Consider the following 24,949-nt stretch of genomic DNA (forward strand, 5'->3'; position numbering starts at 1 on the left):
AATAAATATGGTAGTTAAAATTAAAACAGCTTCATTAAAACGAAATAAGCAAGGTCAATTAACTGTCTCATTTGAAAACAATTCAGATCATCGTGTAGATTTATACTGGACAGAAGAAGCAAATGTTAATACAACAAATAAAACATTAATCAGTGAAGATATAAAATCGCCGTTTAGTTTTGAAGATCCTTTACAAGCGAAACGTCGTATTTATCTGATTTTACAAATTGGTAATGATTTCTCATATTTAGTTGCTGAACGAACTTTACCAATTACAGGTCTAAATAATTTCCGTGATTTTGGTGGTTATATTGGTGCAAATGGGAAACGGGTAAAATGGGGATTATTATATCGTTCTAATCATCTTCATGGTTTAAAACCAGATGCGCAACAATATATTAAAACATTAAACATCCAAACAATTATAGATTATCGTTGTGAAAATGAGATTAAAACTAGTCCGAATTCTTCAATTGGTGAAAAACAAACCTTTAATTTTGATGCTTCAGCACAAACAGCAGAACTTGCAGCTCAATTTGCAGCCGAGCCAAGCAATGAAGATCAAGCTTTAATTGAGAGTGTGTTAAGAGATATTCCGAAAGAATTAGTCAATGGTGAAGGCACCCAAGTTCTTGAACAATATCGTAACTTTGTATTGAGTGAAAAGTCAAAAAATGCTTATCGACAAATGTTGAGAGTGGTATTAGATGGCCACAATAGTCCAAGTATTCAACACTGTCGTGGTGGTAAAGATAGGACTGGCTATGGCGTATTACTTATTCAGATAATGTTAGGAGTATCTGAGTCAGATATTATTTATGATTATATGCTAACTCATGATAACCGTTTAGAGCGCAATAAAATCAAAATGGAAGCTTATCGAAAAATAACCGATAATGAGGATGTTTTAGGATATCTGCTAAGTCTAATTGATACTCGTGAAAGTTTCGTATTAGAAATACTCAATACGATGAAAAAAGTTGCTGGAACACCAAGCAATTACATTAAACAAGAACTTGGTTTCACCGATCAAGATTTTGAAAAAATGCAGGCTATTTATTTAGAATCCTAACTTAATACCCTTAATCAAAAAGCGTAATAACCCATTACGCTTTTTTAGAACCACTTTAGTCTTTAGCCAAAGGCAAATTTTTAATCATAAATGCACTTAATCGTGATTAATTAATCTTGATTTTGTTATAAACCTTCCAGCAATTACTTAGTTAGTTTTCCGGATAACTATATATCCAAGTAACATCTGAATAATTGGCAAAAGCGCTCGGAAATAGATAATGACCACGCAATAAAGGGAAATTAGCATATTTCCATTCTGGGTTAAAATCAGATTTATATTTGATAATAACGTCATACAATAACGTTGTGCAATATAGATGGTCTTCCTCACGAGAAGCAAGTTTAAACTCTTCTCCTTGTTTAGTTAACAACTCGGCAATAATTTGTAACTTTTGCTCATCTGTTAAAAAGTTTGGTCGCGCTATGGCATATTTCTCAGCTAATTCTGGAGCAGTAAAATCAGCCAAACTTGAAATAATAACTTGATTTGGAATATTCTCATCATCAGTTGTCGTGGCATGAATAACTTTTATTTCCGGTTCAATCGCGACAACCATGCCTATATGAGAAAATATACCACCATCAAGTTTTTTAACGATAAAACTATCTGTCTGAACACCACTACGAAAAATCCAATCACCAACATTAATTAATGAAGTCTTTTCCATATAGGAATTATCGGAATTTGCTAATTCTTGAGCATAAACTGGATTTATGATAAAGAGGAAAAAAATAAAAATATAATATGAAAATTTCATAAAATTTAGATTGGTTATCTATAACCTAAAAAGGATAGAATCACCTCTTTAGGTTATCAAATAATTATAAGAGTTATTTTATATTAATTAACCATTTACCATCAACTTTGATTAATGATAATGCTGAATTATTCTCAGTTCCATCTTTAAAAATAATGATTGTCTTGATAGTAGCTTGAGTTTTATCATTATTATATTCAGTTGAAGATATTTTGACTTGATCAAATCCACCATTTTGTTTTGCAGTGGCAACAGCTTGATCAATAGCTACTTTCATTTTACTTTTCATTAATACTTTAATATCTACACCATTAGTTTTTAATTCATCAGGAATATATAAAGCATCGAGAATACCATCAACATTACCACTGTAAGAATCTTTAATAAATTTCTCTGCAGCCACTTCAGGTGTATTATCATCTGAAGAACAAGCAGTAACGACTAATGCTAATAAAAACACACTTAAAAATTTAACTAACAATTTCATATTTTATTTCCTTTTTTGATTTTTTATCCAATAAATTGGTATTCTCATTGAACAACAAAAAAGAGTAAAAGCTACTTTACTCTTTTTTATATTTAAACGAGTAGTAATATATTATGTTTAAAATTAAAAACCGACTTCAATAAACCAATTTCCATCAACTTTGGTTAATTTAAGATCTTCATTTTTATTGGTATTATCTTTGAATATTACATTTATATCAATAATAGCACGACTTTTATCATCATTTAGATATTTAGTTGGTTGATATTCAACTTTAGCAATACCACCGTGTTGCTCAGCATAAGCTTTGGCTCTTATTGTTGCATCTTGCAATTTACCCTTAATCATCGTGCTCGCATCCGAAGATTTCTCTTCATCTGGCATATAAATCATTTTTATTATTGCATCAGCATCACCACTATACATGGCTGATACATACTTTTCTGCGACTTTTTCTAGTGAACTTTCACCTGATGAACACGCGATAGCGAATAAAGTTAAAAAGAAGATACTTACATACTGAGTTAATCGTTTCATTGTTTTTCCTAAATAATTTACTAAATTTAACTATTATTAATACTTGAAAATGTTAACAATATTTTGAAAGCATGGTGATAAGTACTCTGCAGATATTGTTTAATATTTAGATATGCGGCTTAAGGTTATAGTAACTAAATCAATAATGCAATAAAATTTGTTTTGCACATAAAAAATCAAATACCACTAATAAAATCAAATTAATTATCAATAAAGCCATTAATTTTATCTAAAGTTTTTTAATATTGTTAACCACTCTTCACTTAAATTTGCATGGATAGTTAATGGTTCATAGGTGATGGGGTGCATCATTTTGATAGTGCTAGCATGTAACATAAGACGTTTAATATCGAAATAATGATTAAAAGCACGATTTTGATGGAGATCACCATGTTTACTATCACCAATAATTGGATGGAAAATATGTTTTAAATGACGACGTAATTGATGTTTTCGACCGGTCTGCGGTTTTAACTCAACAAAACTATATCTTGCCGTTTGGTATTTGCCTACCGCTATAGGTAATTCTATTTTACTAAGACCTTTGTAAAAGGTTATTGCTTCTTGGGCAGGCTTATCTTTGTTGGCAAATTTATCAGCAATTTTATCTAACTCTTCAACTAATGGATAGTCAATAGTATCTTCGCCATCAATATAACCTCGCACAATAGCATGATAAGTTTTTTCGATCTGTTTTTCCGCAAACTGTTGTGACAATAAACGAGCGATATCGCTAGATAAGGCAAAAACTAATACCCCAGAGGTTGGTCGATCTAAACGATGGATAGGATAAACATGTTGTCCAATTTGATCACGTAACGTTTGCATCACAACCACTGTTTCATTTTTATCAAGCCAGCTACGATGTACCAACCACCCTTCTGGCTTGTTTATTGCTATTAAATTATTGTCCTGATAAAGAACCTCAAAAACCATTTTTAATTAATCCATTTGTCTATAAAAATAATTTTTTAAGCTCATTAGCGATACTGGAGCTATTATTATCACCAATTGTATAACTGGCTTTGGCTTTAACTTCATCATCAGCATTGCCCATAGCAATACCTAGTCCAGCAATAGCAAACATACTGATATCATTATAACTATCACCAAAAGCAACTATTTCACTTAATTTAATATTTTCATGTTCAGCCCAATGCTTTAAACCATTACCTTTTGTGTTACCTTTAACCGCAATATCGGCACGATTAGACCATGACCACTCACATGAGAACTCATCAAGTGCATCAACTGCATCTGAAAATTGTTTTAAGGCAGATAAATTATGGCTACTGGTAGCAAATTTGAAAATCATATTGGCCTGTTCAATGACTTGTTCAAAATTATCAACTTTTTTAACTTCTGGTTGTAAAAATTCTGGTAATGAGTTCAACCATCCAAAGAATCCTTCTAAATGATCATCAAGAATTTCATAATTCATAACTTGATCTGTGTAAATCATGGTATGAATACCAAACTGATTGACTAAGTTCAATAAAGTTTTTGCTTGCTGTTTAGTCATCGGTTTTGCAGCAAAATTTTGTTGTTGTTTGAAATCATATAAGTAAGATCCATTACAACAAATTGCCGGTGTTAATAATTTGAGTTGATAATAATAAGGATGTATTACCGTATGATGACGACCAGAGACTAAAATAACTTTAATGCCTTTATCCATAATTTTTTGGATCATCTCTACTGTTTCAGGAAGGATTAAACGATTACTCGCCAGTAAAGTACCATCCATATCAAAAGCAACTGCTTTATATTTCATAACATCTCTCTTTCTAATTTTTGCTGAAATCCACGAATATTTACTAAATAATCTATTTATCTATTGATATTAACCATAAAATAACCCTAAAAATCTATCTTTTGTCGACCAACAAATGAATGCGATAAGGTAGTTCCGTCCACCATTTCAAGTTCACCACCTACAGGAACGCCATGGGCAATACGAGTCGCAACGATATTAAACTCATTACACATATGAGCAATGTAATTAGCTGTTGCATCACCTTCAACTGTTGGATTGGTTGCTAAAATAACCTCATGAATTGATTCTGACGCTAATCGGTTTTTTAGTAAATCAAGACCAATATCGCTTGGTCCAATGCCATCTAGTGGCGATAAATGGCCAAGTAAAACAAAGTAACGACCACTATACTGCCCAGTTTGCTCAATGGCAAAAATATCTGCTGGAGATTCAACCACACAGAGCTGATCACTACTTTGACGGCGAACATTAGCACAAATAGTGCAGATCTCTTGCTCAGTAAAAGTTCTACATGCTTTACAATGGCCAATGTTATTCATTGCCTCATTTAACTCATGAGCTAAATGAAGTCCTGCTTGACGGTTTCGTTGTAATAGATGATAAGCCATTCGTTGTGCTGATTTTGGACCAACACCAGGTAAACAGCGCAGTGCACTAATAAGTGATTCGAGTAAAGGACTGATTTGCATGAATTATTTTGTTACCATATAGTTATAATAATTAATCAATAATACCTTGTTTCAATTATGTATAAAACAAGAAATATTCTATTATTTCAATTCCAAATTAATTAAACTTTAAAAAATCTAACGTGAAATTACTTGTTTTATACTTTTTAAATTTTCATCATTAATAATGATTAGCTGTTAAAAATAAATATCCCATTAAGCTATTTTTTGTTATGCCTAGTATAGCTTTTTGGCTCTTCACCTTTAAATAGTCGCATAATATTACTACTATGACGAATAATGATTAAGCAAGAGAGCATTGTCACAGGTAACGTCAATTCGGGCTTGAAAAACCAGACAAATAAAGGCGCAAAAAGAAAGCCGGCAATTGCAGCCACTGATGAATAGCCAGTAATAATTAACGCCAAAAACCACGTTAAAAGAAAACAGCCAGTAAAATCAAGTCCAATAGGCGCCATCATGCCTAAAGCAGTCGCAACGCCTTTACCACCACGAAAATGAAAGAAGCAAGGGAAAATATGACCAAGACAAGCTGAAATACCAATTATGCCTAAAAAGAAAGGTGATATCCCTAGTCGATAAGCAATATAAACAGGAATCGCTCCTTTTAACATATCAAATATTAATACGATAACGGCAGGTAAACGGCCATTAATTCTTAATACATTGGTTGCGCCCGGATTATGAGAGCCATGCAAGGAAGGATCATGTAACTTCATCACATGGCAAATAATCATGGCACCAGACAGTGAACCACAGAGATAAGCAATGATGATCATTAATATAATTTGTAATGTCAAAATAACTCTCCTATGGTTACCGTAGTTTTAGTCCAGATTATTTATCTTTTTGTCGTTGCAATAATGGTTTTAAATATTGACCTGTATAGGATTTTTTCGATTTAGCAACATCTTCAGGGGTACCTTCAGCAATGATCTCACCACCACCACTTCCTCCTTCAGGACCTAGATCGACAATCCAATCAGCAGTTTTGACAACATCTAAATTATGTTCAATCACGACTATAGTATTGCCTTTATCTCTTAAAGAATGTAATTGAGCGAGCAATTGTTTTACATCGGCAAAATGTAAACCTGTAGTTGGCTCATCAAGTATGTAAAGTGTGCTACCAGTATCTCGCTTAGATAACTCTTTTGCAAGTTTCACCCGTTGTGCTTCACCACCAGATAAAGTAGTTGCTGATTGACCAATGGTGATATAAGCAAGACCAACATCAATTAAAGTCTGTAATTTACGTGAAATCATAGGTACTGCATCAAAGAACTCTCGCCCTTCTTCAACCGTCATATTTAGGATTTCATTAATCGATTTACCTTTGTATTTAATCTCTAATGTTTCACGATTATATCTTGCACCATGGCACTGATCACAAGGTACATAAATATCCGGTAAAAAATGCATTTCGACTTTTATTAGACCATCACCTTGACAAGCTTCACAGCGTCCACCTTTGACATTAAAACTAAACCTTCCTGGATTATAACCTCGTGCTCTAGCTTCTGGCACACCAGCATAAAGTTCACGAATCGAAGTAAAAAAGCCTGTGTATGTAGCAGGGTTTGAACGTGGTGTTCGACCTATAGGGCTCTGATCAATTGCGATAACTTTATCAAAATAATTTAATCCTTTGATTGCTTCATAAGGCGCAATGTCACTTTTTTCCGCACCATTAAGTTCATTTTGGGCTAAAGGATACAAAGTATCATTAATCAAAGTTGATTTACCCGAACCAGAGACACCAGTAATACAGGTAAATAAGCCAACTGGGATATTCAAAGTAACATTTTTAAGATTATTTCCCGTCGCACCAATTACTGATAACATTTTTTTCTTATCGATTTTGGTTCGCTCAGCAGGAATTTCAATTTTTTCTTCACCAGAAAGGTATTTACCGGTTAATGAATTTTTACATTGCATAATCTGTTGTGGCGTACCTTGTGCAACAACTTCACCACCATGAACACCTGCGCCAGGACCGATATCAATAACATAATCAGCAGCCATAATCGCTTCTTCATCATGTTCAACGACAATAACGGTATTACCTAAATCGCGTAAGTGAGTCAATGTATCAATTAAACGACTATTATCACGTTGATGTAAACCAATCGACGGTTCATCAAGAACATACATCACACCAACTAATCCTGCACCAATTTGGCTAGCCAGTCGGATACGTTGCGCTTCACCACCAGATAAGGTTTCAGCAGAACGTGATAAGGTTAAATAATTTAAACCGACATTAATCAAAAATTGCAGCCGATCATTAATTTCTTTTAAAATCTTTTCAGCTATTTGTGCCCGTTGTCCAGTCAATGATAACTTATCAAAAAAGTCCTTCGCTTGTTGGGTACTTAAATTACTAATAGTTGGTAAATTAGTATCATTAATAAAAACATGTCGGGCTGTTTTACATAACCTTGAGCCTTCACAACATGGGCAAGGTCGATGGCTAATATATTTAGCTAACTCTTCACGAATAGTTTGCGAATCGGTTTCTTTATAGCGACGAGAAAGATTATTGATAATACCTTCAAAAGCATGTTTACGCTTCACAACGTCACCACGATCATTAGTGTAAACAAATTGTATTTCGTCACCACCTGAACCATTTAGTAAAATATCTTTCACTTTTTCAGGTAATTTTTGATATGGTTGATCGATATCAAATTTATAGTGTTCAGCTAACGATTTTAACATCTGAAAGTAATAGAAATTACGTCTATCCCAACCTTTAATCGCGCCTGCAGCTAAAGAAACTTCTGGCATTTGTACAACTCGTTTTGGATCAAAATATTGTTGTACCCCTAAACCATCACATTCAGGACAAGCACCAGCAGGATTGTTAAATGAAAACAATCTTGGTTCAAGTTCAGAAATACTATAGCCACATATTGGACAAGCAAAATTGGCAGAAAATAGATGCTCTTCGGCTTTAGGATCATCCAAATTCGCGACTTTAACAATACCATTGGTAATTGAAAGTACTGTTTCAATTGATTCAGCTAAGCGTAGTTTCAAATCATCACGAATACGAAAACGATCCACCACCACTTCAATAGTATGTTTTTTCTGTAACTCAAGTGTCGGAGGATCGGAGAGATCATAAACATCACCATCAACCCGAACGCGAATATAACCGCTGGCAGCAAGTTGTTCGAATAATTTCACAAACTCACCCTTACGCTCAGTGACTACTGGCGCAAGTAACATATACCGGTTTTCAGATGGCAATGCCATAATACTGTCAACCATTTGCGAAACCGTTTGCGCAGCTAATGGTAAATTATGATTTGGACAACGTGGCTCACCAATTCGAGCAAATAACAGACGTAAATAGTCATAAATTTCAGTGATTGTGCCGACTGTTGATCGTGGATTATGTGATGTTGATTTTTGCTCAATTGAAATAGCTGGCGATAAGCCTTCAATATGATCAACATCAGGTTTTTCCATTAGTGATAAAAATTGACGAGCATAAGCTGATAACGACTCAACATATCGTCTTTGACCTTCAGCATATAAGGTATCAAACGCTAGTGATGATTTACCAGAACCAGACAGACCTGTAATTACCACCAATTTATCTCTTGGGATAACTACATTGATATTTTTTAAGTTGTGTGTTCTTGCACCACGAATATCGATATCTTTAATTGACATAGATCTCTTCTTATATGAGTGTTTAGATAAATTGACAAAAAATTAACTGTATATTATACCAGTATGGAGTGATTAAATATACAACTATATAGCTCAATAGGGTCGGTTATTAGAATTTCAATAATATAAACCAAATTTGTTCATTAAATAACAAAAATAAAGTATTTTTTAATCATTCAAAAACCCCGTTCCTCAAAATTTTTCTTAATAGATTAGAACTAAAAATTATATTTCTATAACTTAAAATTATTTGTTTAACAAATATAACCATTTTACAATAAACAAGTAATTGTGTTTTATAGTGTGAGGAATAGTTTTGAATAACGATGTATTACAAGCTTTAAATTTATTAAAATCAAAAAAATGGATTGATTTGACCCATGCATTTGATCACAATTCACCACATTTTTTTATGTTTAATCCAGCCGAAATCAAAACGCTATTTGATCATAATGATGGTTTTTTAGCACAAAACTTTAGTTTTGCTGGACAATATGGCACTCACTTAGATGCGCCTATTCATTTTGTGCCTAACACTCGCTATTTGCATGAATTACAATTACAAGAACTGGTATTACCGTTAATTGTTATCGATCAATCGCAACGAGCACAACAAGATCCTAATTTCTCTTTTTCAGTAGCAGACGTATTAAGCTTTGAACAGCAGCATGGACAAATTGAAGCTGGTAGCTTTGTTGCATTACGAACTGATTGGAGTAAAAAATGGCCATCACAAACGGCAATGGAAAATAAAGATGCCGATGGCAATAACCAAATTCCGGGATGGGGACTTGATGCACTGAAATTTTTATTTGAAGAACGAAAAATTAAAGCTATTGGTCATGAAACTTTTGATACTGATTCAGCCAAAGCATTTAGGGAAAATAATGCTTTAAAAGGCGAATACTATGTTTTAGAGCAAGATACTTATCAAGTTGAATTAATGACCAATTTAGATCAACTGCCAGCTAAAGGAGCAGTTATCTTTAATATTGTAGCCAAACCTAATAATGCATCAGGTTTTCCGGTTCGTTCTTTTGCTATATTACCTTAATTTATTCATCATGCCCTACTATCTATTTTGGTTAGATATTAAGGGCTAATATTTCGGTAAATATTGATTTGCAATAAAAAACGGTCATTAAGACCGTTTTATTTATTAATTCTCAATTAATTTTGGTGTAGCGTCCAAAGGTATTATAGCACCACGATACTGAATCACAGTTCCTGCCACTAGATGACCTTGACTGGCTGATTGTGAAGGAGTTTTACCACTTAAACGAGCAGCTAAATAACCAGCACTAAATGAATCACCAGCAGCTGTAGTATCGATAACATCTTCTTTAGCAATTTTATTAGCTGGAACTTCAAAACGACCTTCCAAAGAATCAATGATGCAACTATCACTACCACGTTTTATCACTATTTCCGAAACACCAAAGTTTTTAGTACGCTCAATAACTTGTTCATAAGGTAATTTACCCCATAATAAATCTTCATCATCTAAAGTTAAAAAGGCAATATCAGTGTATGACAAAATATCTGAATAAACGCTACGAGCTAAATCAAAGCTACTCCACAAACGAGGACGGAAGTTATTATCAAAAATAACTTTACCACCATTCGCCTTAACTTGTTTTAATAACGCTAATAATTTAACGATACTTTCTGCATCTAAAATTGCGATACTAATACCACTTAAATAAACATAATCACATTTAGCAATTTGTTCAGTAACTTTGGCTGTTTCGGCTGTTTTTAACCAAAATTTAGCTGCTGCATCATTACGCCAATAATAAAAAGAACGTTCACCTTGCTCGTCAGTAACAATGGAGTAAAGCCCTGGCATTTTATCAGCCATTCTTTGAACTAAATCAGTTGAGATATGCTCTTTTTGCCAACTATCAAGCATTTCTTGACTAAAAGGATCGGTTCCTAAGCCTGTCACATAGTGAATCGAAAAATCTTTATTGGTCAACAAACGCGATAAATAAACCGAGGTATTAAGCGTGTCACCACCAAAATTACGGGTTGTTGAATCTTGTTTTATTGAAAGCTCAATCATACATTCGCCAATAACAGCGATATTTGTAGTCATAGTGTTACCTAAAATCCTTACTCTATCTATAAATAATTCAATGCAATTTTTACCACAACTTTACGAACCGTAGCAATCTTATTATCAACAGCACAAAGCGGTTTATGAACTTCATTGGGTAAAAAAACAATAAAATCGTCAGGCTGTAATATTAACATAGTTTCTTCGTTAGGCGTTTTGATAAAAGCAATATCATTTTCTGCTATTTTATCATCTAAAACTTGAGTGTGTGGAGGCAAAGTACAAATAGCCATACCTTCCTGCCCTTCTAAAACAATTTGTACATCAATATACTTTTTATGATATTCAGGATTAGCGTCATGAATATATCTTAATGAATTATCTGACACCATAAAAAACATATTGTCACCATCGATATCATAACGACCAGCTGGTGTATTGCTATTAACATTGTCCTTTACGTATTCAATCGATTGTTTAATTTTGGCCGGCAAGTATGGAACTAAATCCAAATGATTAACATTACCTAAAATCATACTCAATGCTCCTTCACTTATAAATTGATGCAATAACTATTCACTATACTCTTCTACATACAACTATATGGAAGAATAAAATCTTTAGGCAAGAGTATATACTCAAGCAATAATTTTTTATAGTTCATTTATTAAAAATCAGGAAAAACAATCTATTATCGAAATCACGTAAATATTAAAAAACCGCAATTATGCGGTTTTAAAAAAGAAAATTTATAAGAATATATTTAGATCAAATTATTTCTCTTTGGCAATTTTATCCAATGCCAATGGTAAAAATTTATCTAATTGTTTTTCTACTTTGATATAAGCAGATAATGGTAATTTGTATGGGTCAGAAAGATCTTCATTTTTACCTGTGGCAAATTCAGATAATGTAAATACTTTATCTTTCGATTCTGGGAATTTATCCAAAATTTTATCTTTATGTTTTTGCGTCATTGTCAGTAAATATTCTGATTTATCGATATCCTCTTTCACTAATTGCGTTGCTTTATGTGAAGATATATCAATATTTCTATATTTTAATACCTTAACTGTACCTTCTTCTGGTGTTAATTCACTTGGATCAACATTAACACCCCGTGATCGAACCTCAATATTGAGATTATGTTTGTCAACATAATCCTTAGCCAATGCTTCGGCCATAGGGCTACGGCCTGTGTTACCTGTACAAACAAAAGTAACAACATGATCGAATGCATAGCAAGAAACACTAAACAATGCCAATAAACCAACTAAATATTTTTTTAAATTAAACATGTTTTACCTTAATAATTAACTAAAAATTCGATTTTATAATAACAAAAATAACCTGAAATTCTAATTTAGCTTTATTTCAATGTTTAGGTCTATAACATCCTATTTATTTCATTATTTAGATCATATTTAATCTGCAAAAATAAACAAGAATAACCACTGTCTAGCGATATAATAGGATTATTAAAAGAAAACTATTCATAATTTTTATCAATAACGTTGTAATTAAAATGATAAACAATAACCCTACTCTGCGGAGGATTAGCTTCTCCAATATCTTTTAATTTTAGGTAATATCCCATTTTAATTTTAGCATTTGACGATTGAAAGCCTATTTAAACAATCTTAATTTTACTTATTTTCATTATTTTCCTTTAACAAGGTTATTAAATGACTACGACTTTGTTGTAAAAGTTCAATTTGTTTATCAAGTTTTAAAAGTGTTTCACTCAAGCCATTTTTAAACTCCTTACAAGGAAAATTTGTTACTTTGATATTGCCAACCAGGAAGGATCTTACGTATAACTTTTAATGTTAATCCGGCACTATTTAATTTATGAATGAGTTTAACTCGGTCAATATCATCTATTTCAAACTGACGATAACCTGAAAGAGTGCGTTTTGGAGACAACAATCCTGCCTCTTCATAATATCTAAGCATCCTTATACTAATTTGGCTAATTTTGGATAATTCACCAATTTTCATAATACATCCTATTGACTCTAACAGCGCTGTCATACTTCACCATATGGTTGTATTTATTAAAGGAGATATTAAATGATCAAACTAATTACGTTAGTTAAGCGAAAAAAGACATTAAGTTACCAAGAATTTGATAACTATTGGCGTAACCATCATGCAACTTTGGTTAATTCACAAAAAGAAGCGCTAGGAATTCTTCATTACGTCCAAAGTGTTCCATTACAGGATAAAAAACCGGGAAATGCTATGCGCAATAGCAGAGATGCACCTATTTTTGATTTTGATGGAATGGCTGAAATTTACTGGCAAAGTAAAGAAAAAATGTTAAGTATCAGAACTTCACCTGAAGCCAAAAGAGCCATCCAATTATTATTAGATGATGAAAATCAATTTGTCGATCACTCACAATCGCTAATCTGGTATGCAACAGAGCGAATAATCATCTAAATGTAAAATGAATGATTATTGTTAGCTGTACGTTTAGTTTAATAATTTTTTAAAATCTTACAATAAAAAAGCCATTCGATATGGAATGGCTTTTAGATATTAATTGAAGATAACAACTGAGAAAGTGCTACTCCCACTCTATTGTAAACAAGACATTTTTATCTTTTATATTCAATGGCTTATTTTCCTGCTAATTGGTAATACCATGAAAAATACCATGCTCAGAAAAGGCTTAACAATATTTTGAAAAATTGCCTACTGAGCGCTGCCGCACAGCTCCATAGGCCGCTTTCCTTGCTTTGCTTCCAGATGTATGCTATTCTGCTCCTGCAGCTAATGGATCACCGCAAACAGGTTACTCGCCTGGGGATTCCCTTTCGACCCGAGCATCCGTATGAGACTCATGCTCGATTATTATTATTATAGAGGCCCCCATGAATAAATCGCTCATCATTTTCGGCATCGTCAACATAACCTCGGACAGTTTCTCCGATGGAGGCCGGTATCTGGCGCCAGACGCAGCCATTGCGCAGGCGCGTAAGCTGATGGCCGAGGGGGCAGATGTGATCGACCTCGGTCCGGCATCCAGCAATCCCGACGCCGCGCCTGTTTCGTCCGACACAGAAATCGCGCGTATCGCGCCGGTGCTGGACGCGCTCAAGGCAGATGGCATTCCCGTCTCGCTCGACAGTTATCAACCCGCGACGCAAGCCTATGCCTTGTCGCGTGGTGTGGCCTATCTCAATGATATTCGCGGTTTTCCAGACGCTGCGTTCTATCCGCAATTGGCGAAATCATCTGCCAAACTCGTCGTTATGCATTCGGTGCAAGACGGGCAGGCAGATCGGCGCGAGGCACCCGCTGGCGACATCATGGATCACATTGCGGCGTTCTTTGACGCGCGCATCGCGGCGCTGACGGGTGCCGGTATCAAACGCAACCGCCTTGTCCTTGATCCCGGCATGGGGTTTTTTCTGGGGGCTGCTCCCGAAACCTCGCTCTCGGTGCTGGCGCGGTTCGATGAATTGCGGCTGCGCTTCGATTTGCCGGTGCTTCTGTCTGTTTCGCGCAAATCCTTTCTGCGCGCGCTCACAGGCCGTGGTCCGGGGGATGTCGGGGCCGCGACACTCGCTGCAGAGCTTGCCGCCGCCGCAGGTGGAGCTGACTTCATCCGCACACACGAGCCGCGCCCCTTGCGCGACGGGCTGGCGGTATTGGCGGCGCTGAAAGAAACCGCAAGAATTCGTTAACTGCACATTCGGGATATTTCTCTATATTCGCGCTTCATCAGAAAACTGAAGGAACCTCCATTGAATCGAACTAATATTTTTTTTGGTGAATCGCATTCTGACTGGTTGCCTGTCAGAGGCGGAGAATCTGGTGATTTTGTTTTTCGACGTGGTGACGGGCATGCCTTCGCGAAAATCGCACCTGCTTCCCGCCGCGGTGAGCTCGCTGGAGAGCGTGACCGCCTCATTTGGCTCAAAGGTCGAGGTGTGGCTTGCCCCGAGGTCATCAACTGGCAGGAGGAACAGGAGGGTGCATGCTTGGTGATAACGGCAATTCCGGGAGTACCGGCGGCTGATCTGTCTGGAGCGGATTTGCTCAAAGCGTGGCCGTCAATGGGGCAGCAACTTGGCGCTGTTCACAGCCTATCGGTTGATCAATGTCCGTTTGAGCGCAGGCTGTCGCGAATGTTCGGACGCGCCGTTGATGTGGTGTCCCGCAATGCCGTCAATCCCGACTTCTTACCGGACGAGGACAAGAGTACGCCGCAGCTCGATCTTTTGGCTCGTGTCGAACGAGAGCTACCGGTGCGGCTCGACCAAGAGCGCACCGATATGGTTGTTTGCCATGGTGATCCCTGCATGCCGAACTTCATGGTGGACCCTAAAACTCTTCAATGCACGGGTCTGATCGACCTTGGGCGGCTCGGAACAGCAGATCGCTATGCCGATTTGGCACTCATGATTGCTAACGCCGAAGAGAACTGGGCAGCGCCAGATGAAGCAGAGCGCGCCTTCGCTGTCCTATTCAATGTATTGGGGATCGAAGCCCCCGACCGCGAACGCCTTGCCTTCTATCTGCGATTGGACCCTCTGACTTGGGGTTGATGTTCATGCCGCCTGTTTTTCCTGCTCATTGGCACGTTTCGCAACCTGTTCTCATTGCGGACACCTTTTCCAGCCTCGTTTGGAAAGTTTCATTGCCAGACGGGACTCCTGCAATCGTCAAGGGATTGAAACCTATAGAAGACATTGCTGATGAACTGCGCGGGGCCGACTATCTGGTATGGCGCAATGGGAGGGGAGCAGTCCGGTTGCTCGGTCGTGAGAACAATCTGATGTTGCTCGAATATGCCGGGGAGCGAATGCTCTCTCACATCGTTGCCGAGCACGGCGACTACCAGGCGACCGAAATTGCAGCGGAACTAATGGCGAAGCTGTATGCCGCATCTGAGGAACCCCTGCCTTCTGCCCTTCTCCCGATCCGGGATCGCTTTGCAGCTTTGTTTCAGCGGGCGCGCGATGATCAAAACGCAGGTTGTCAAACTGACTACGTCCACGCGGCGATTATAGCCGATCAAATGATGAGCAATGCCTCGGAACTGCGTGGGCTACATGGCGATCTGCATCATGAAAACATCATGTTCTCCAGTCGCGGCTGGCTGGTGATAGATCCCGTCGGTCTGGTCGGTGAAGTGGGCTTTGGCGCCGCCAATATGTTCTACGATCCGGCTGACAGAGACGACCTTTGTCTCGATCCTAGACGCATTGCACAGATGGCGGACGCATTCTCTCGTGCGCTGGACGTCGATCCGCGTCGCCTGCTCGACCAGGCGTACGCTTATGGGTGCCTTTCCGCAGCTTGGAACGCGGATGGAGAAGAGGAGCAACGCGATCTAGCTATCGCGGCCGCGATCAAGCAGGTGCGACAGACGTCATACTAGATATCAAGCGACTTCTCCTATCCCCTGGGAACACATCAATCTCACCGGAGAATATCGCTGGCCAAAGCCTTAGCGTAGGATTCCGCCCCTTCCCGCAAACGACCCCAAACAGGAAACGCAGCTGAAACGGGAAGCTCAACACCCACTGACGCATGGGTTGTTCAGGCAGTACTTCATCAACCAGCAAGGCGGCACTTTCGGCCATCCGCCGCGCCCCACAGCTCGGGCAGAAACCGCGACGCTTACAGCTGAAAGCGACCAGGTGCTCGGCGTGGCAAGACTCGCAGCGAACCCGTAGAAAGCCATGCTCCAGCCGCCCGCATTGGAGAAATTCTTCAAATTCCCGTTGCACATAGCCCGGCAATTCCTTTCCCTGCTCTGCCATAAGCGCAGCGAATGCCGGGTAATACTCGTCAACGATCTGATAGAGAAGGGTTTGCTCGGGTCGGTGGCTCTGGTAACGACCAGTATCCCGATCCCGGCTGGCCGTCCTGGCCGCCACATGAGGCATGTTCCGCGTCCTTGCAATACTGTGTTTACATACAGTCTATCGCTTAGCGGAAAGTTCTTTTACCCTCAGCCGAAATGCCTGCCGTTGCTAGACATTGCCAGCCAGTGCCCGTCACTCCCACTCGATTGTAAACAAGCACACAAAACCCTTTAGTGACAACAATTTGCAAGAACTATCAGGCTCAGTGCCATGAAAAATACCATGACCAGATCATGAGGTTGAACACGGCTTGCGCCGGCAGCGTTCACGCTCCTGGTCGGCGATCTCGCCCGGCTGCAATGCTAGCTCAGCATCGGTCATGCGCTCCAGCACGTCGCGTAGGCGGATGGTGCAAGGAATGGGCGGCAGCTCGAACTCATAGCCGCCGGCGATCATTTCGGCCGCAATCTCCTCGGTGATGAAAAACGGCTCGTCGTCTTGGTTCGGCTTCTTCATGCCCTTTCCTCCTGGCGCTCATCCTGGCCGACAGCGGCCAGGGCATCGGCTTCCGTCAATGCGTCCTCCACGAACGCGCCGTGCTGCTTCGCTTCGGCCTGGCTGACCTCGGCCCATATCCGTTTCACCTGGGCCGCACTGTACCCGGCCAGCTCGGCGGTCTTGTTGATGCTGTAGCCGGACTTGCGCAGCGCGACAACTTGGGCGCGGCGCTTCGGATCAGCACGGCGGCCCTTGTACCGCCCGGCCTGGCGGGCCAACTCAATGCCTTGGCGCTGGCGTTCGCGCCTGTCCTCGTAGTCGTCGCGGGCCATCTGCAAGGCCAGGCGAAAAAGCATGATCTGCACGGCTTCCAGCACGATCTTGGCGACGCCCTGGGCCTCGGCCGCCAGGTCGGATAGATCGACCACGCCAGGGACGGCCAGGCGTGCGCCTTTGGCCTGTATCGAGGCCACCAGGCGCTCGGCCTCGGGCAAAGGTAGGCGGCTGATGCGGTCGATCTTCTCGGCAATGACCACCTCGCCGGGCTGTAGGTCGCCGATCATGCGCAGCAGCTCAGGCCGGTCGGCGCGTGCGCCGGATGCCTTCTCACGGTAGATGCCGGCGACGTAGTAGCCGGCGGCCTTCGCGGCCGTAGTGATCGCCTCTTGGCGTTCCAAGTCCTGCGCGTCGGTGCTGACGCGCAGATAGACCCGCGCCACCATCGGCGCGGCTACTGGCTTCGTCCTGCGCATACTTGCGGGCTCCTTTGGGCATACTCAAATGCACCCATCTTAAACTGGCAGGCCAATTTATCACATATCGATCTAAATGCGCCTAGCTCATTTTTACAGCTTAAATGAGCTATTGAGCACACTCCATATTTCGACTATTATTGAAACATGGAAACGATAAATGCTGTAGCCGCCCTGGCGGCCATCGCTCAAGAATCGCGCCTCGCGGTGTTCCGGCTTCTCGTCCAGGCCGGCCCCGCCGGCATGGCCGCCGGAAAAATCAGCGAAGCGGCCGGCATCCCGCCGTCTTCGCTATCCTTCCACCTGAAAGAGCTGGCACACGCCGGCATGGTCACGTCGCGGCAAGAAGGCCGATTTGTGATCTACGAGGCGAACTTTTCGACGGCCACTAACCTGGTGGCCTTTCTCACGGAAAACTGCTGCGGCGGCCAGGTGTGCAACCTGTCTTGCACCACGGAAGCCGGGAAGGTGTTGGCATGAGACTTCGCCATCTTTCCGACCCCGATTCTTTGCCCGCTTTGGACAAATCCTTTGCCATCGAGCGCCCGGCGCTCGGGCTGGCACCCGACGCCCCGCCGGTGCGTATCCTGCTGCTGTATGGCTCGCTGCGCGCCCGCTCGTTCTCACGGCTGGCCGTCGAGGAAGCGGCCCGGCTGCTGCAATTCTTTGGCGCAGAAACACGCATCTTCGACCCGTCCGATTTGCCGTTGCCCGATCAAGTGCAAAGCGACGATCACCCGGCCGTCAAGGAGCTGCGCGCCCTGTCCGAGTGGTCAGAGGGACAAGTCTGGTGCAGCCCGGAACGCCACGGTCAGATTACCAGTGTCATGAAGGCGCAGATTGACCATCTGCCGCTTGAAATGGCCGGCATCCGGCCGACCCAAGGCCGCACCCTGGCCGTGATGCAGGTATCCGGCGGCTCGCAGAGCTTCAACGCCGTGAACACCTTGCGTCTGCTCGGCCGCTGGATGCGAATGTTCACCATTCCGAACCAGTCGAGTATCGCCAAAGCGTTCCAAGAGTTCGACGCGGCGGGCCGCATGAAGCCCTCGCCGTACTACGACCGAATAGCCGATGTGATGGAAGAACTGGTGCGCTTCACGGCGCTGGTACGGCCGCACCGTGAAGCACTGACAGACCGCTATTCCGAACGGAAAGCGGCCGGCCACGTCATCGACGAGGCCACCGATCTTTCATCCATCGCCATTGCTCCCCAGCCACTACCAGAAAGCGAAACATCATGACCGAAAGAATCTATAACGTCCTCATCCTCTGCACCGGCAATTCGGCGCGCAGCATCATGGCCGAAGCTCTCATCAACACGATGGGGCAAGGGCGCTTCCGCGCCTACAGCGCCGGCAGTCACCCAACCGGCAAGGTCAATCCCTTCGCCGTCGAAAAGGTGGAGTCGGTGAATTACCCGACCGAGAATCTGCGCAGCAAGAGCTGGGACGAGTACGCCACGCCCGACGCACCGAAGATGGACTTCATCATCACCGTCTGCGACAACGCCGCCGGCGAAATGTGTCCGGTGTGGCCTGGTCAGCCGATCTCGGCGCATTGGGGATTTGAAGACCCGGCCGCCGTCGAAGGCACTGACGCCGAGAAGCGCCGGGCCTTCGAACAAACCTTCCGGCACATGATGAACCGCGTCCGCCTGTTCGTGAATCTGCCTCTCAAAATGCTTGACCAGACGGCCATCAAGCGCGAGCTGGCGAACATCGGCAAGACCGAGCAGGAAGCATGAGCGCCGGCGCACAGGCCATCGCCGCGAAGCCGCGCCAGGCCCCGATGAGCGGCTTCGAGCGTTACCTGACGCTGTGGGTGGCCCTGTGCATCGTCGCCGGTGTTGCGCTCGGCCAGGGCCTTCCTGACGTGTTCCAGGCCATAGGCCGCATGGAAGTGGCCCAGGTCAATTTGCCGGTGGGCCTGCTGATTTGGGTAATGATCGTCCCGATGCTGGTCAAGATCGACTTCGGGGCGCTGCACCAGGTCAAAGAGCATTGGCGCGGCATCGGCGTCACGCTGTTCGTGAATTGGGCCGTCAAGCCATTCTCGATGGCCCTGCTGGGGTGGCTGTTCATCCGACAAGTGTTCGCTCCGTTCCTGCCGGCCGATCAACTGGACAGCTACATCGCGGGCTTGATCTTGCTGGCCGCCGCGCCCTGCACGGCAATGGTGTTCGTGTGGAGCCGCCTTACCAACGGCGACCCGCTTTTCACGCTCTCGCAAGTGGCTCTGAACGACGCCATCATGATCGTGGCCTTCGCGCCCATCGTCGGCCTGCTGCTGGGCATGTCCTCGATCTCGGTGCCTTGGGACACGCTGCTGATTTCGGTCGTGCTCTACATCATCGTGCCGGTGATCCTGGCGCAGCTCTTGCGGCGGCATCTGCTCAAGCAAGGACAGGCCGCCTTTGAACGGGCCATGCAGAAGATCGGGCCGTGGTCGATGGCCGCGCTGCTGCTGACGTTGGTTCTACTGTTCGCCTTCCAGGGCGAGGCCATCATCCGGCAGCCGTTAGTGATCGCCATGCTAGCCGTGCCGATCTTGATTCAAGTGTTCTTCAATTCCGGGTTAGCCTACTGGCTGAACAAGCGGGCGGGGGAAAAGCACTCTGTCGCCTGTCCTTCGGCCCTGATCGGTGCCAGCAACTTCTTCGAGCTGGCCGTGGCGGCCGCCATCAGCTTGTTCGGTCTGCACTCCGGCGCTGCATTGGCAACCGTGGTCGGCGTCCTGGTCGAAGTGCCGGTGATGCTGCTGGTCGTGCGCGTGGTGAATCGCTCGAAGAGCTGGTACGAACGAGGTTGAACATGAGTAGGAAAAAACTGAGGAAATGATTGCAGATTGCCGCGCCGGCCGCTTCCTGGCGCATTCGATCACTGACCTGGAACACCTAGTATCCATGCTTGCTGAGGTCGCCCGATGACAGACCCAAAGAACCTAGAGAACAGGCTGCATGAGAAGGCCGACCCGGCCCGCGCCGTTTCCACTGGTCGGGTGCGCTACACACTGGCCGAACTACTGGCCGACGCGGAAGCATCCGGGGCTTACCCGCTGCCGCCGGAGGAACGCGAATGGATGGATGCGCCGTCTGTGGGTCGGGAATGGCCAAACAGTGAAGATTGAAAAAGGCGGCCAGTTCGAGTGGCCGCCCTTTCGTCATTAGCTGCACGCTTGGCGCAAGGCGTTCATTGCTTCTTGAAAATCAGCCTGTGTCGCCCGGCCCGTTTCAGCTTGGTAGTACACCACCATAAAAGCATTAGCGACGGCTTCGGCCAATGGCCCAAGGCTCCGCGCTTCCGCTTGGTTGATGTACTCCAAAGAAGAAAGAATAGCCGCTGCTTGATGCACTGCTTGCCCTGGTTCGATAATATGTTGTGTTGTCATAATTCACCTCTCCAGTAGGTGTTGATTGAAAGTGCCGGGCTGGTTGTGGCCAGCCCGGTGCGCCTACAGGTACAGCCCCGCCGCCTCCGCGAATGCTGACCGCTCATTCCTGCCGCCATTAACCTCAATACTTATCGGCTTAGTTTCGCTCTCTCTCATAGGGTCTGGCCGTGATACAAAAGCGGCTGTTTCTGTCTCTGCATCGACCTCGGTCGATTGATCACCCAGCGGCGAAATAAATACCTGGCTGACTTCTTCCCTTGGCGCTTCATCCAGGGCCGCCAATGCGGCCATGTATGTTGATGTCGTCATCGTGCTAACTCCTGACTTCGTTACTATCTGGGCCAGAATCGGCGCCCAAGCTATTGCCCTCGAACTGGCCAGATTGGCTTGCTTCTTTCGGCTCCATGCTTTCGCGTATCGAAGCAGCCAGTTTTCCGCCTGTGGTTTCGCTCACTCGCTCCTGGAATCCCTGCTTCACTTGAGAGCCGACACCCTTGGCTAACTCGGAGGCCGTGCCTGTGGCCAGCTTCGCGGCCTTGGCAAAGCCGCCACCGCTTGAGCTACTGCCGCTGTCACCAAAGCCAGCCGCTTGGGCGAATGGGCTACTGCCAGCAGTACCCGCTTCACCACCACCGTTTCCGCCACTGCTGACAACTGACCCCATGCTGGACATGTCACCGCCGGTTTCCATACTCGCTGATGCTTTCTGAAAAGCCGCTTGGAGTGCACTTGCACCTCCGGCTGCACCGGCTGCGGCACCCATAACCGCTTTACCTGCCAGGGCAGCGCCGCCAGTTGCCATACTGGCCGCCGTCACCGCCGCCCCAACTGCCGCACCCGCACCGAAGTTTCCAATTCCACCGGCTGCGCCAATACCACCACCAGACACAAGACCAGAAATCATCGGCGGAACTTTGTTGACCAAGAAAAGCAAGATGACCGATATAACCAACATCACGGCCAGTTCCTGGGATGCCATGTTCTCGCTGATTTGCGTGTAGTAGTGATTGATGAACTCTTTGCCAATCGCAACCAGAAGCACCATTGCCATAAGCTGTGCGGCCAGGCCCAGCACGGTCTTGTAGTAATTGATCGCCATGTCGGAAGTCCAACGACTTCCACCAAAGCCAAGGAAGAACACACCGGCATACAACAGAATCCAGGCTGATGCGAGCAACAGCAACAGGTTGACCGCAATCAACGCCAGGACAAACAAAACAGCCAGGGCCATTAGCTCCATGACCAGAGCAGTTGCCATCTGCCGCCATCCCAGCTCCGAGGTGGCCTGTACTGTGCGGTTGTATAACTCGAAACCAAGATCAAGGATGCTGGAGGGCCCAAGATTGCTATTGGAAAGTCCCCCCGCCTGCGCGCCCAGAGTTTGCAATGACTGAACAATCGTACCGGCGATATTCATGCCCTGGTTCGCATTCGTCAGCAACCACCAGAAAAAGCCGGTGAAGATCGTGAAGCGAACGAACTCCGCGAAGAACTCGCCAATGTCGGCCTTGCGCAAAGCCATCATGCCGAATGTCCAGACCATCGAAATCACAACCAGCGTCCAGAACAAACGCGATGCAGCGGACTCAATAGCTGGCCCCCATGTTGCGGCAGCATCATGAAAACGCTTGAGCACATCATTCATAACACCGCTGCTACTTAGCTCCTGCGCCATTGCAGGTTCAGCCAGCACCATTGTGGCGACCATCATCAAGCCACCTAGAGCAATTTTCTTTCTCATGGCGACCACCTCAATAATCATCTTTAGGGCTGGGCTTGAACTCCCACTGACGCATCTGCTTGGCCTTCTGGAATGCTCTGCATTCCTCGGTAAAGGCCTCTCGGTTCGCTTCGCTGCGCATTTCATTCAGTGCTGCCTGGAACGCATCGGGGGCACACGTCGCCGCATTTGGTTCGGGCATCCTTTCCTGTTCACATCCAGCCAACAACAGCAACGTAGCCGCGGTAGTAAAAAAGATTTTTTTCATCTCACCGCCTCCCTAGTAGTTGTCTGCCGGACTCGGGCGAAACGTCCAGGTACGCATTTGCTCGGCCCTGGCATCACCTCGCGCCTCGGCATCGAGTTCTGCTGCAATCCGGGCTGCCTCCGCGTTGTGTTGGGCGGTCAACATGGTGCGAATCTGCAAGAGCTGATTGGCCTGCTGGCTGGCGAGCTGGTTGGCGTAGCCGATGGCCTGTAGCTGGCCAGTTGCACCCTGGGCCGCGCCTTGCAGCCGCTCCAGGGTACGGGCGTCATCCTTCAAAGCCTTTTGCTGGTCGGCAACGGTCTGGAACAGGGCATCGTTGGCCTTCTTTTGCGACTCTGACGCCAGGCGGCGGTTCTCTTCCATCGCTGCCTTTTCGGCCGGCGTGCATCCGCCGCTGCCGTTGAAGCATGGCGAGCTGCGGTAATAGGCCACGTCCTGAAACTTGGCCAGGTAACGATCCAGGCTGCCTAGCTGGTTCTCGTAATAGGCCAGCGTGTTTTGCGCGGCAATCAGCCGGTTGATCGTAGTCTGCGCCTGATCCCAGATATACGCGGCTGGGGCCATCGTGTTCTGGAGCTGATTTTCGTACTGCTGCAACTGGGTCTGGTACTGCTCAATCTGCTTGAGCGTCTGCGCCACCGACTCGATGGCCGTCATGATGTTCTGGGCCAGGTTGCCGCCGTCGATGACGGGGATACCAGCTTGCACAGGGGCGGTGGTAGTGGTGATAAAGCCGGTTGCGAGTGCAACGGCTAGAGCGGTTTTTTTAGCCGCTAAAATTTTGGACTTCATGGTCGTACTCCGTCGATGAAAAGAAGGCATTGCCTTGACCAAGCGTTGTGCTTGTTCTCGGCAACGTTTCATCGAAGAGCTACGCCACTAGCTGATCGGTATTGCCCTTGGCGCTGAGGCCCGGACTTACAAACGTAAAACTACTCTGTTTTTTTATCGCTTTCGGACAAGCCAACTTCCCGGCCAATCTCTTCAAGCTCTAGCGGCTGTACTGCCGCCGTCAGTATTTCGCGTATTTCCGCGTCGGTGCTCCTATCGTTGAGCGCTGCTCGAACTTTCAACGCACGGTGCACCTCGGCGGGTAAATTCCTGATAAGCACATTTGCCATATCAATACCCTTTTGGTGTACCCGACAACCATGCTATCAAAGATATTAAAAATAGCAAGACCTATACTCTTGCAACCGGCGGTAGCCGATCAGCCCCGCAGGGCAGGATTCCCGTTGAGTGCCCCCGGCGCGAATAAGGGACAGTGAAGATAGATAACCGGCTTGCCGGTTAGCTAACTTCACCCATCCTGCCCGCATTTCACCCACTATTGAAAATCTAGCGCATATCGAACGTAAAGCGTTTTATCGTCAAACAAACACCGATTCTTGGCAACATAACCGTAATCGTCACCAAATCGGCCTGCAA

31 protein-coding genes and 1 pseudogene are annotated in these 24,949 nt (G+C 44.1%); 11 read left to right on the plus strand and 21 right to left on the minus strand.

Annotation, left to right across the window (positions count from 1 at the left end; translation table 11 throughout):
- Positions 1–7 precede the first annotated feature (7 nt).
- Positions 8–1,072: a tyrosine-protein phosphatase gene (locus H3T56_RS04115; RefSeq protein ID WP_198192097.1), complete on the plus strand. Its 1,065-nt coding sequence runs from the start codon at positions 8–10 to the stop codon at positions 1,070–1,072.
- A gap of 151 nt (positions 1,073–1,223) precedes the next feature.
- Here H3T56_RS04115 and H3T56_RS04120 read toward each other — a convergent pair whose 3' ends face one another.
- The 8 genes from H3T56_RS04120 to uvrA form a co-directional block, all read right to left on the minus strand.
- Positions 1,224–1,742 carry a YiiX/YebB-like N1pC/P60 family cysteine hydrolase gene (locus H3T56_RS04120; protein ID WP_165596300.1) on the minus strand — a complete coding sequence of 173 codons (519 nt, stop codon included), beginning with the start codon at positions 1,740–1,742 and terminating at the stop codon, positions 1,224–1,226.
- A gap of 163 nt (positions 1,743–1,905) precedes the next feature.
- Positions 1,906–2,319: a DUF4878 domain-containing protein gene (locus tag H3T56_RS04125; protein ID WP_086320116.1), complete on the minus strand. Its 414-nt coding sequence runs from the start codon at positions 2,317–2,319 to the stop codon at positions 1,906–1,908.
- Between the two features lie 123 nt (positions 2,320–2,442).
- Positions 2,443–2,856 (minus strand): DUF4878 domain-containing protein, encoded by a 414-nt coding sequence (locus H3T56_RS04130; RefSeq protein ID WP_198192098.1) that lies wholly within the window; start codon positions 2,854–2,856, stop codon positions 2,443–2,445.
- Between the two features lie 225 nt (positions 2,857–3,081).
- The gene (gene truC / locus H3T56_RS04135; protein ID WP_198192099.1) at positions 3,082–3,792 is read right to left on the minus strand and encodes a tRNA pseudouridine(65) synthase TruC; all 711 of its coding nucleotides are present in this window, start codon (positions 3,790–3,792) and stop codon (positions 3,082–3,084) included.
- Between the two features lie 19 nt (positions 3,793–3,811).
- Positions 3,812–4,630 (minus strand): pyridoxal phosphatase, encoded by an 819-nt coding sequence (locus H3T56_RS04140; RefSeq protein ID WP_198192100.1) that lies wholly within the window; start codon positions 4,628–4,630, stop codon positions 3,812–3,814.
- An 86-nt stretch (positions 4,631–4,716) separates the two neighbouring features.
- The gene (recR, locus tag H3T56_RS04145) at positions 4,717–5,322 is read right to left on the minus strand and encodes a recombination mediator RecR (RefSeq protein WP_198192101.1); all 606 of its coding nucleotides are present in this window, start codon (positions 5,320–5,322) and stop codon (positions 4,717–4,719) included.
- Positions 5,323–5,522: 200 nt separating this feature from the next.
- Positions 5,523–6,122: a glycerol-3-phosphate 1-O-acyltransferase PlsY gene (plsY, locus tag H3T56_RS04150; protein WP_199283269.1), complete on the minus strand. Its 600-nt coding sequence runs from the start codon at positions 6,120–6,122 to the stop codon at positions 5,523–5,525.
- A 37-nt stretch (positions 6,123–6,159) separates the two neighbouring features.
- Positions 6,160–9,000 carry an excinuclease ABC subunit UvrA gene (gene uvrA, locus H3T56_RS04155; protein ID WP_086361182.1) on the minus strand — a complete coding sequence of 947 codons (2,841 nt, stop codon included), beginning with the start codon at positions 8,998–9,000 and terminating at the stop codon, positions 6,160–6,162.
- 322 nt (positions 9,001–9,322) lie between these two features.
- On the opposite strand from uvrA, the gene H3T56_RS04160 reads away from it, so the two are divergent.
- On the plus strand, positions 9,323–10,060 hold the full coding sequence (locus H3T56_RS04160) for a cyclase family protein (RefSeq protein WP_086356948.1): 738 nt from the start codon (positions 9,323–9,325) through the stop codon (positions 10,058–10,060).
- Positions 10,061–10,165: 105 nt separating this feature from the next.
- Here H3T56_RS04160 and H3T56_RS04165 read toward each other — a convergent pair whose 3' ends face one another.
- The 4 genes from H3T56_RS04165 to H3T56_RS04180 form a co-directional block, all read right to left on the minus strand.
- On the minus strand, positions 10,166–11,104 hold the full coding sequence (locus H3T56_RS04165) for a sugar kinase (RefSeq protein WP_086356949.1): 939 nt from the start codon (positions 11,102–11,104) through the stop codon (positions 10,166–10,168).
- A gap of 26 nt (positions 11,105–11,130) precedes the next feature.
- Complete coding sequence (locus tag H3T56_RS04170) at positions 11,131–11,601, minus strand: YhcH/YjgK/YiaL family protein (protein ID WP_198192102.1); 471 nt, start codon at positions 11,599–11,601, stop codon at positions 11,131–11,133.
- 237 nt (positions 11,602–11,838) lie between these two features.
- Positions 11,839–12,363, minus strand: coding sequence for a low molecular weight protein arginine phosphatase (locus H3T56_RS04175; RefSeq protein WP_198192103.1), 525 nt, complete (start codon positions 12,361–12,363; stop codon positions 11,839–11,841).
- A gap of 466 nt (positions 12,364–12,829) precedes the next feature.
- Positions 12,830–13,099, minus strand: coding sequence for a MerR family transcriptional regulator (locus H3T56_RS04180; protein ID WP_198192104.1), 270 nt, complete (start codon positions 13,097–13,099; stop codon positions 12,830–12,832).
- Positions 13,100–13,138: 39 nt separating this feature from the next.
- Between H3T56_RS04180 and H3T56_RS04185 the strand changes: the two genes are divergently transcribed.
- The 4 genes from H3T56_RS04185 (at position 13,139) to H3T56_RS04200 (ending at position 16,460) form a co-directional block, all read left to right on the plus strand.
- A complete protein-coding gene (locus H3T56_RS04185; RefSeq protein WP_198192105.1) occupies positions 13,139–13,510 on the plus strand; it encodes an EthD domain-containing protein in 372 nt (123 codons plus the stop codon).
- 434 nt (positions 13,511–13,944) lie between these two features.
- Positions 13,945–14,760 (plus strand): sulfonamide-resistant dihydropteroate synthase Sul2, encoded by an 816-nt coding sequence (sul2, locus tag H3T56_RS04190; protein WP_001043260.1) that lies wholly within the window; start codon positions 13,945–13,947, stop codon positions 14,758–14,760.
- 60 nt (positions 14,761–14,820) lie between these two features.
- Positions 14,821–15,624, plus strand: a complete 804-nt coding sequence (gene aph(3'')-Ib / locus H3T56_RS04195; RefSeq protein ID WP_001082319.1) for an aminoglycoside O-phosphotransferase APH(3'')-Ib — start codon at positions 14,821–14,823, stop codon at positions 15,622–15,624.
- Positions 15,624–16,460: an aminoglycoside O-phosphotransferase APH(6)-Id gene (locus H3T56_RS04200; protein ID WP_000480968.1), complete on the plus strand. Its 837-nt coding sequence runs from the start codon at positions 15,624–15,626 to the stop codon at positions 16,458–16,460. The genes aph(3'')-Ib and H3T56_RS04200 overlap by 1 nt, the downstream gene beginning before the upstream one ends.
- A gap of 106 nt (positions 16,461–16,566) precedes the next feature.
- Here H3T56_RS04200 and H3T56_RS04205 read toward each other — a convergent pair.
- The 3 genes and pseudogenes from H3T56_RS04205 to H3T56_RS04215 form a co-directional block, all read right to left on the minus strand.
- Positions 16,567–16,971, minus strand: a pseudogene (locus tag H3T56_RS04205) (IS91 family transposase); the annotation flags it as partial.
- A 210-nt stretch (positions 16,972–17,181) separates the two neighbouring features.
- A complete protein-coding gene (locus tag H3T56_RS04210) occupies positions 17,182–17,406 on the minus strand; it encodes a hypothetical protein (RefSeq protein ID WP_000743213.1) in 225 nt (74 codons plus the stop codon).
- Positions 17,403–18,140, minus strand: a complete 738-nt coding sequence (locus H3T56_RS04215) for a recombinase family protein (RefSeq protein WP_001366550.1) — start codon at positions 18,138–18,140, stop codon at positions 17,403–17,405. The genes H3T56_RS04210 and H3T56_RS04215 overlap by 4 nt, the downstream gene beginning before the upstream one ends.
- Positions 18,141–18,287: 147 nt before the next feature.
- Here H3T56_RS04215 and H3T56_RS04220 point away from each other — a divergent pair, with 147 nt between their 5' ends.
- The 5 genes from H3T56_RS04220 (at position 18,288) to H3T56_RS04240 (ending at position 21,269) form a co-directional block, all read left to right on the plus strand.
- On the plus strand, positions 18,288–18,620 hold the full coding sequence (locus H3T56_RS04220) for a helix-turn-helix transcriptional regulator (RefSeq protein ID WP_000447876.1): 333 nt from the start codon (positions 18,288–18,290) through the stop codon (positions 18,618–18,620).
- Complete coding sequence (arsH, locus tag H3T56_RS04225; RefSeq protein ID WP_001239389.1) at positions 18,617–19,384, plus strand: arsenical resistance protein ArsH; 768 nt, start codon at positions 18,617–18,619, stop codon at positions 19,382–19,384. The genes H3T56_RS04220 and arsH overlap by 4 nt, the downstream gene beginning before the upstream one ends.
- The gene (locus H3T56_RS04230; protein WP_000140066.1) at positions 19,381–19,887 is read left to right on the plus strand and encodes an arsenate reductase ArsC; all 507 of its coding nucleotides are present in this window, start codon (positions 19,381–19,383) and stop codon (positions 19,885–19,887) included. Before arsH ends, H3T56_RS04230 begins: the two co-directional genes overlap by 4 nt.
- A complete protein-coding gene (gene arsB, locus H3T56_RS04235) occupies positions 19,884–20,951 on the plus strand; it encodes an ACR3 family arsenite efflux transporter (protein WP_001272375.1) in 1,068 nt (355 codons plus the stop codon). Before H3T56_RS04230 ends, arsB begins: the two co-directional genes overlap by 4 nt.
- Positions 20,952–21,065: 114 nt before the next feature.
- Positions 21,066–21,269, plus strand: a complete 204-nt coding sequence (locus H3T56_RS04240) for a hypothetical protein (protein WP_000131871.1) — start codon at positions 21,066–21,068, stop codon at positions 21,267–21,269.
- A 36-nt stretch (positions 21,270–21,305) separates the two neighbouring features.
- On the opposite strand, the gene H3T56_RS04245 is transcribed toward H3T56_RS04240, so the two are convergent.
- The 6 genes from H3T56_RS04245 to H3T56_RS04270 all read right to left on the minus strand — a co-directional run bounded on the left by H3T56_RS04245 (position 21,306) and on the right by H3T56_RS04270 (position 24,642).
- Entirely contained in the window at positions 21,306–21,530 is a 225-nt protein-coding gene (locus H3T56_RS04245) for a type I toxin-antitoxin system ptaRNA1 family toxin (RefSeq protein ID WP_000211355.1), read from the minus strand.
- A gap of 63 nt (positions 21,531–21,593) precedes the next feature.
- A complete protein-coding gene (locus tag H3T56_RS04250; protein ID WP_000213809.1) occupies positions 21,594–21,842 on the minus strand; it encodes a hypothetical protein in 249 nt (82 codons plus the stop codon).
- A 4-nt stretch (positions 21,843–21,846) separates the two neighbouring features.
- Entirely contained in the window at positions 21,847–23,274 is a 1,428-nt protein-coding gene (gene trbL, locus H3T56_RS04255) for a P-type conjugative transfer protein TrbL (protein ID WP_001405816.1), read from the minus strand.
- 10 nt (positions 23,275–23,284) lie between these two features.
- On the minus strand, positions 23,285–23,521 hold the full coding sequence (gene trbK / locus H3T56_RS04260; protein ID WP_000718002.1) for an entry exclusion lipoprotein TrbK: 237 nt from the start codon (positions 23,519–23,521) through the stop codon (positions 23,285–23,287).
- Positions 23,522–23,533: 12 nt separating this feature from the next.
- Positions 23,534–24,313 carry a P-type conjugative transfer protein TrbJ gene (trbJ, locus tag H3T56_RS04265; RefSeq protein ID WP_000836966.1) on the minus strand — a complete coding sequence of 260 codons (780 nt, stop codon included), beginning with the start codon at positions 24,311–24,313 and terminating at the stop codon, positions 23,534–23,536.
- 140 nt (positions 24,314–24,453) lie between these two features.
- Entirely contained in the window at positions 24,454–24,642 is a 189-nt protein-coding gene (locus H3T56_RS04270; protein WP_000024442.1) for a stabilization protein, read from the minus strand.
- Between the last annotated feature and the right edge of the window lie 307 nt (positions 24,643–24,949).

The organism is Gilliamella sp. W8123 (genome assembly GCF_016101085.1).
In the GTDB taxonomy this organism is placed as follows: domain Bacteria; phylum Pseudomonadota; class Gammaproteobacteria; order Enterobacterales; family Orbaceae; genus Gilliamella; species Gilliamella apis.

What these genes read in the sequence shown, in the direction of transcription:
- arsH (WP_001239389.1), top strand. Translation starts at nt 18,617, where the DNA reads ATGAGACTTCGCCATCTTTCCGACCCCGATTCTTTGCCCGCTTTGGAC.
- H3T56_RS04125 (WP_086320116.1), bottom strand. Translation starts at nt 2,319, where the DNA reads ATGAAATTGTTAGTTAAATTTTTAAGTGTGTTTTTATTAGCATTAGTC.
- H3T56_RS04175 (WP_198192103.1), bottom strand. Translation starts at nt 12,363, where the DNA reads ATGTTTAATTTAAAAAAATATTTAGTTGGTTTATTGGCATTGTTTAGT.
- arsB (WP_001272375.1), top strand. Translation starts at nt 19,884, where the DNA reads ATGAGCGCCGGCGCACAGGCCATCGCCGCGAAGCCGCGCCAGGCCCCG.
- H3T56_RS04220 (WP_000447876.1), top strand. Translation starts at nt 18,288, where the DNA reads ATGGAAACGATAAATGCTGTAGCCGCCCTGGCGGCCATCGCTCAAGAA.
- H3T56_RS04165 (WP_086356949.1), bottom strand. Translation starts at nt 11,104, where the DNA reads ATGACTACAAATATCGCTGTTATTGGCGAATGTATGATTGAGCTTTCA.
- trbJ (WP_000836966.1), bottom strand. Translation starts at nt 24,313, where the DNA reads ATGAAGTCCAAAATTTTAGCGGCTAAAAAAACCGCTCTAGCCGTTGCA.
- H3T56_RS04140 (WP_198192100.1), bottom strand. Translation starts at nt 4,630, where the DNA reads ATGAAATATAAAGCAGTTGCTTTTGATATGGATGGTACTTTACTGGCG.
- sul2 (WP_001043260.1), top strand. Translation starts at nt 13,945, where the DNA reads ATGAATAAATCGCTCATCATTTTCGGCATCGTCAACATAACCTCGGAC.
- H3T56_RS04240 (WP_000131871.1), top strand. Translation starts at nt 21,066, where the DNA reads ATGACAGACCCAAAGAACCTAGAGAACAGGCTGCATGAGAAGGCCGAC.
- H3T56_RS04120 (WP_165596300.1), bottom strand. Translation starts at nt 1,742, where the DNA reads ATGGAAAAGACTTCATTAATTAATGTTGGTGATTGGATTTTTCGTAGT.
- H3T56_RS04185 (WP_198192105.1), top strand. Translation starts at nt 13,139, where the DNA reads ATGATCAAACTAATTACGTTAGTTAAGCGAAAAAAGACATTAAGTTAC.
- truC (WP_198192099.1), bottom strand. Translation starts at nt 3,792, where the DNA reads ATGGTTTTTGAGGTTCTTTATCAGGACAATAATTTAATAGCAATAAAC.
- trbK (WP_000718002.1), bottom strand. Translation starts at nt 23,521, where the DNA reads ATGAAAAAAATCTTTTTTACTACCGCGGCTACGTTGCTGTTGTTGGCT.
- H3T56_RS04210 (WP_000743213.1), bottom strand. Translation starts at nt 17,406, where the DNA reads ATGAAGAAGCCGAACCAAGACGACGAGCCGTTTTTCATCACCGAGGAG.
- H3T56_RS04245 (WP_000211355.1), bottom strand. Translation starts at nt 21,530, where the DNA reads ATGACAACACAACATATTATCGAACCAGGGCAAGCAGTGCATCAAGCA.
- H3T56_RS04115 (WP_198192097.1), top strand. Translation starts at nt 8, where the DNA reads ATGGTAGTTAAAATTAAAACAGCTTCATTAAAACGAAATAAGCAAGGT.
- H3T56_RS04200 (WP_000480968.1), top strand. Translation starts at nt 15,624, where the DNA reads ATGTTCATGCCGCCTGTTTTTCCTGCTCATTGGCACGTTTCGCAACCT.
- H3T56_RS04215 (WP_001366550.1), bottom strand. Translation starts at nt 18,140, where the DNA reads ATGCGCAGGACGAAGCCAGTAGCCGCGCCGATGGTGGCGCGGGTCTAT.
- H3T56_RS04230 (WP_000140066.1), top strand. Translation starts at nt 19,381, where the DNA reads ATGACCGAAAGAATCTATAACGTCCTCATCCTCTGCACCGGCAATTCG.
- H3T56_RS04170 (WP_198192102.1), bottom strand. Translation starts at nt 11,601, where the DNA reads ATGATTTTAGGTAATGTTAATCATTTGGATTTAGTTCCATACTTGCCG.
- recR (WP_198192101.1), bottom strand. Translation starts at nt 5,322, where the DNA reads ATGCAAATCAGTCCTTTACTCGAATCACTTATTAGTGCACTGCGCTGT.
- trbL (WP_001405816.1), bottom strand. Translation starts at nt 23,274, where the DNA reads ATGAGAAAGAAAATTGCTCTAGGTGGCTTGATGATGGTCGCCACAATG.
- H3T56_RS04130 (WP_198192098.1), bottom strand. Translation starts at nt 2,856, where the DNA reads ATGAAACGATTAACTCAGTATGTAAGTATCTTCTTTTTAACTTTATTC.
- H3T56_RS04270 (WP_000024442.1), bottom strand. Translation starts at nt 24,642, where the DNA reads ATGGCAAATGTGCTTATCAGGAATTTACCCGCCGAGGTGCACCGTGCG.
- H3T56_RS04250 (WP_000213809.1), bottom strand. Translation starts at nt 21,842, where the DNA reads ATGACGACATCAACATACATGGCCGCATTGGCGGCCCTGGATGAAGCG.
- H3T56_RS04180 (WP_198192104.1), bottom strand. Translation starts at nt 13,099, where the DNA reads ATGACAGCGCTGTTAGAGTCAATAGGATGTATTATGAAAATTGGTGAA.